Origin of the sequence: Methanosphaera sp., assembly GCF_016282985.1 — an archaeon.
GTDB lineage: Archaea > Methanobacteriota > Methanobacteria > Methanobacteriales > Methanobacteriaceae > Methanosphaera.
This window is the reverse complement of sequence record NZ_JAEELZ010000123.1, coordinates 1-6,563: the sequence shown is the minus strand read 5'-3', so window position 1 is coordinate 6,563 and position 6,563 is coordinate 1. Positions and strand designations below refer to the sequence as shown.

Below are 6,563 nucleotides of genomic sequence, written 5' to 3'. Positions count from 1 at the left end.
CACTCAAGTTGTTTACTCCAACTTTGGTTACCAGTACTGACAAGTTGTATTTACCATTTTTATCCGTTTTAGCCAAGTATTTCACACCATTAATAAACACACGAACATTACTGTTAGATATTGTTTTACCAAGATTGGTTGTGAATGTACCAGTTATTGTAACATTTGTACCAGCAGGAACCTCCTTAATAGGATCATAAGTTACAATAACATTCTGCTTACCAACGATGAATGTAGTATTATATTCGTATGCATTATATTTTGCATTACCACTATATCCTACTGAAAGATTATTTGTTCCAACTTTAGTTACTAAAATTGATATGTTGAATCTTCCACTCTTATCGGTTTTAGAGTAATATTTTTCACCATTAACAATAATTTTAACATTACTGTTACTGATTGTTTCACCAGTACTTTCTTTGAATATTCCTGTTATTGTTGTATTGGTGCCTGCTGGAACTTCATTTATTGGATCCGGTATGACAATTACATCTTCTTTTTCTATATTGAATGATGTATTGATTGTACATGGAGTATACCAATCATTTCCATCATATCTTATTGTAATATTATTTATTCCAATAATTTTGGATTTAAAAGTATAATTGAATCCATTTTCGTTAGTTATTATGCTGTCTTCAATGTTGTTTAAAATTATTTTGATTGTAGTCTGTGTAATCCTGTTGTTGTGTTTATCGTTAAGTTTTCCTGTAATTGTAATGTTGTGGTTATATTTCATATTTTCAAAGCTTATGTTTGCCTGTATATTGGTATTTATCTTTGTAACATAGAATGTTGCTTTAATTATATTTCCTTCAAAATAATCTGTTTCTTCAAAGGTTATTGTGATATTGTTTGGTCCAATTTCCTCTAGTTTATAATAATATTCAAAGTAATTTGTTGAATTTAAAGTAAGCTCTGATGTATAATTATTAATTCTTATATTTAAATTATAATTTTCTAAAGGATAATCTATATCATATATTAATTTTCCAGATATTTTTATAGAATTATTTACTTCAGTATTATTCAAGGAATCTAAAAGAATTACACTATGTATTTTTTTAACATGAAATATTGTATCTGCAGAAGAGTTTTTGTATATGTCATCACCATTATAATTGGCTGTAATACTATTGAATCCTATTCTGTTTGTCTGATAATTATAATTGAATATTCCTTCATTAACGTTTACAATAACTTTTTGATCATTAATAATTAATTCTATTTTTCCAGTAATGTTATCATTATTTTCACTTAATAGTTTACCACTAATATTAATTTTTTCTCCAAATGAAATGTCTGATGTTAAATTGTCTATTTTAATGATGGATTCATGTTTTTTGATGGTTAAATTTAAGATTATATTTTGACATGTAAATAGTTCTGATCCATTGTAAACCATGGTGTACTGATAATTTCCATTTGATTCATTAACAACAAATCTGACAATACCATTTACTACAGGACATTCATCAACAATTGCTGAACCATCATATAGTAATATACTTCCTTCATTAATTGGTGTATTGTCATTATTGTCTATTTCAACATGAGCCACAATTTCTTGTTTTTCATCTACAAAGTAAGAATAATTGCTGCTTTTAATATTTAATTTTAAAGGCATGCTTAACGGTATTATTTCACTTACAGTATTATTCTCAGTTTTTAAGTTAACAGTTAAATTAAAATTATAATTATTAACATTAGTTATAGGAATCGTTACATTATATATTCCATCTTCATTAACATCTAAATAAATATCATTTCCTTCGCTATCTGTACAATTATTTTCACCTATTGTATAAAATAATCTGGCATTACTTTTTAAATTTTTTATAGTGGTTGTGACTGTATAATTATTTGATTGATTGGTTGTGCTTGAATTTATAATTGGCACATCCTTTGTATACACTTTTAAACAGGCCACTGAACCAGGATAATCTGATTCATAATACATGTCTTTCCAATTTATTCCATCTTCACTTATAAATGACTGGTTTTCTTTTGAAAATGATACATAATTGTCTGTATTTTGTACGTTAATATAAACATAATTGTTATTTTTTGATTTTAAGTTTAAATCAACTTTAAATTCATCTCCTTCACTAATTTGTACATATTTTTCCAATTTAACAATTCTATATCCGGGTTGGGTAATATTTCCTTTTTGAGTATAACATAATTGGTCATTAACATAGACATATGCTTCATATTCACAGTCATCATATATGAAAGTTCCAATACCTGCAATGCTTTCATTATTGCTTGCCGTATAAATATTTCTAATCCATGCGGAAGGAGTTAAAGTTATAACTTCTGCTGAAACAGTATCATGTTGGTAAATGTTGCTATAATTTTCATAAGTTTTCACTGGGAAAGCATAACTGAATGATGTTACTTTTGAATTTAAATCTACACCGCCAAGGGATGTATCAAAATAGGATACATATTGATATCCTGATTCTCCTGTTGATTCACCCCAACTGTTCTTGATAATATAAGCTCCGTTATCTATAGGTTTATTTGTTCCATAAAAGTTATTTTTACTATAAAAATCGTCCCAGCCTACGATACTGATTGCATGGTCTGCATAAGGAGTTTCGGAAGAATATAAATTTCTACCTGATGAACCGCTATATGAAGAATAGACTGATGAAGCAATTGATCCATATTTGAGTATTGCTTCTTTTAGCTGTTTATTGTCTTTTCCAATATAACTTGTTCTGTAAATGAAATACACATCTTCAACTTTCATATCGGTATTAAGTATTGGTGACATAAGACTGTACTCATTATATGAGTCTTTTGATTCATCTACTGGCCCATACCATCCAACAAGATAAGCTATAGGTTCCAATTCGGAATTTCCACTATTTGGATCATACTGAACATCACCGTAAATGGAATATTTTTTTAATACGTTTTTCATGTTATTTTCAGAAAAGTCATATTCAACACCATATGATTTTAAATAAGCAGATTCAAGTGCACTTAATGCACTAAAAGCCCAACAACTTCCACTTTGTCCCTGACTTTTAATACTGGTTTGAAAACTTTTTGCAGTATCCAAGTCAAGTTTGGTGCCAACGGTCACATTCTCTTCTGCAATTTCATGATTGTTTTTAACAATATTTACAATAGAATCTATATTATTTTTAAGTATTAACGAAGCATTAACAATTTTATCTTCATAGATACTATTGTTGATTACTAATGCGGATAAATTATATGTTCCTTCATTCCAGGAAGAGTTGAAATAGTAATTTAATGTTGCAATTCCATTCGTAGGAGTTAAATCACCTAAAAGAATATCATTAATTTTTATTTTAACATTTGTTATGTCTGGATTACAATTAACTTTAATTTCAGAGCTTTTGTTGATATTTGATGTAACATTATTCAAACTGAGATAAGGTGTAATTTTATCTCCTACTCTCATAATCTGATTATCTACTCTTACAAAAGTATCCTCTAAATTCCCATCGTATCTGTTGTTAATGCTGGTGGTAATATTTGAACTTTCAAATTCTAAATTTGCACTTGTTGTAGTAAAATACACGGTTCTATTAATCAAATCTTTACTAATTGTTTGTGAATTGGATAAATGATTTAAAGAAACATTTATCTCTTTTGTTAAATTATTTTCATGATTTTCAGCTATCAATATTCTCCAATTATTTGGAAGAATGTTATTGGTTAATAAAGCAAAGTTTGGATTATTAATTCCCCACCAATTTTCATCTAACACGTATTTGGAATTATAACAATAAATTGAACTTTCATAATTTTCATTTAATATAACACAGTTATTGATTGTTAAATTATCTGTGGATGAATAAACATTGTTTGCAGTCTTATTTGCATAATTATTATCCAGTAATGAGTTTAAAATTGTTGTATTAATATTATTTCCACTATAAACAATTCCTCCGGTATATGCACTGTTATTGATTAATTCAGAGTTATTTAAAACACTTGTTGAATACCATGAATTGATAACTCCTCCGTAATAATTTGCAGAATTGTTAACGAAGTGGGATTTATTAATATTTAGGATGCTTTTATCTCTTATGGAAAAAACACCACCGAAAAAAGCATTATTTCCATAAAAAGAACAATTATGCACGTTAATTAGAGATTTTGTTGAAGAAAGTATTCCACCTTCAACGGCTTTATTTTCATCAAAAATACAGTTATTCATATTTGCAGATACATTTTCACTATAAATTAATCCTCCAACACTTGCAGTATTATTAAAAAAGTTACAATCATTCATGGTTAAATTATTATGGTTTTGAATAACACCATATTGTGATGCACTTTGAATATTCTTGAATGAACAGTTTTTTAAAGTTAAATTAACGTAATTAACTACAAGTGCCGTTTTTGGGTTGTCACTTCGAATAAAAGTTATATTTGCAATTACAATATTGCGGTTACCGTTTAATCGTAAATTAGAATTTGTGGAAAAATTTAAAATGACATTGTTATTGGAAGTAATTAATAAGTTTTTAACAGAACTTTTTAAAACGGCAGTATTGATTGTTCTGTTTATGTTGTATTCACTATCTTCTTCGTCTAATAATAGGATTGTGCTATCATTTTCAACGATTGACAAAGCATTTTCTAATGTGGTGGGATTGGAACTATTTTTGCCATCACTGGATGAATTTCCTGAATTGTTAACATAAATGTAGTTGTCCTCATTCACATCTGTTTTTAATGAATTATCATATTTTTTAGAAATATGATTATTTATGGGATTTTTTAAAGTATCGCCATGTATTGGATTATTGTGTGTAGTTAAATCCTGATTAAAGTCACTGGTTTTATTATTGGCAGGTATCTCTTGTGCAAAGCTTAAACTTAAACTAATAAGCATAATTAAAATAATACCTGTTAACAATAAAAAATTCTTTTTCTTAAACATAATATTACCACATTTTACTAGTTAATGTATTTTTATTATTTGTACAAAATACTTGAATGATATTAAAATATATGGTTATTTGTAATAGATATAACTTCCTTAAGAAAACTGTTTATTGGTAATCAAGGTCGTATAAAAAAAATAAAAAGATAAGAGGGGGTTAATAATTTCAAACAGAATGTTTATTGTGCTTTTAGTACTGTGAATGTTGTACTGGTTTCGAAAGCATTATACTTGGCACTTCCGCTGTAACCTATGGTTACATTGTTTACGCCTTCTTTGGTAGTTGCTACTGATAATGTGTATTTTCCTGTGCTGTCTGTTTTTGCATAATACTTTTTACCGTTGATTGTAATTTTCACGTTACTGCTTGTAACTGCTTTACCATTTGCATCGGTGAATGTACCCGTTATGGTTACGTTTTCACCTAGTGTTACGTCACTGATTGGTTCATAGGTAACTACTGCATCTGCTGCTACAACATTAAATGTTGCTGTGGTTTCGTATGCATTGTAGTTGGTGTTTCCACTGTAACCTACGGTAATTGTGTTTTCACCAATTGTGTTTGCTTTTACTGAGAGTGTGTATGTTCCTGTTTTATCTGTTTTTGCATAGTATTTTTTGCCGTCTATTGTTATTTTAACATTACTGTTACTGATTGCTTTACCATCTGATGTAGTGAATTTACCAGTAATTGTTACATTACCACCATATGCCACATCACTTATAGCATCAACTGTTACTATTACGTCTCCTTTTTCAAGTGTGAAAGTAATGGTATCTTCAGAAGCCTGATACTTGTCATTTCCAGCATATGATGCTGTTATTGTTTGTTCTTCTAATGTTTTGAGGCTTGTGGTGTATGTAAATTCTCCACCTTTGGTTGTTACGTTTACAGTTTTGTCACCGATTGTTAATGTGATTACTTGATTGAATAATCCAATACTGTCTTCATTTACAAGTGAACCTGAAATTATAATGTTTGTGTTGTATTTTGCATCGGTGATTGGGTCTAGTGTGAGTGTTGTTGCTTTTGGAGCTTTAAGTTGATCAAGTTCATTTTGAAGATCTTCGAGTTGTTGTTCAAGGTCTTCTATGAGTTTGGATGTTGGTGTGTTGTTTTCTATTATCGTGTCGTTTTCTGTGGTTATTACTGCATAGTTTCCGAATGAACCGCTTATCATGTCTTTGATGAGTATGTAGTTGTTGGTTACTTGTGCGTCTGATGTTTTGTTGAAGTTTATTTCGGATCCTCTGGTGGTTTCTATGTTACAATCAGTGATTGTTACACCATCACATAATCCGAAGTATAATATGCTGTTGTCTTCTGTACCGTTTATGTTTATGTCCATTCCTGTGATGATTATGTTTTCTGGGATGTTTCCCATCCAGTCAACATGAGCATTTACTGCTGTTGCATTGCCACCAATAATATCATAAGTCGCATTAGCTATTAAAACATCACTGGCACCTTCAATTAACACACCTGTAGCATCATCTGAATCAACAATTATGTTTAATCCTGTTAGATTAATGCCACTGGATGTTCCGACGGCCATTGCAGTTGCGTATACTCCGTATGCCTGGGTAGCTGCTGTTGAATCGATTGTACCGTCGATTGTTATGT

2 protein-coding genes are annotated in these 6,563 nt (G+C 29.4%); both read right to left on the bottom strand.

Translation table 11 applies throughout. The features are described 5' to 3' along the window. Nucleotides 1-4,936 (bottom strand): Ig-like domain repeat protein (locus tag QZZ11_RS07555; protein ID WP_292474950.1); only part of this gene is annotated, 4,936 nt, incomplete at its 3' end. A 182-nt stretch (nucleotides 4,937-5,118) separates the two neighbouring features. Beyond that, nucleotides 5,119-6,563 (bottom strand): Ig-like domain-containing protein (locus tag QZZ11_RS07550; RefSeq protein WP_292474948.1); only part of this gene is annotated, 1,445 nt, incomplete at its 5' end.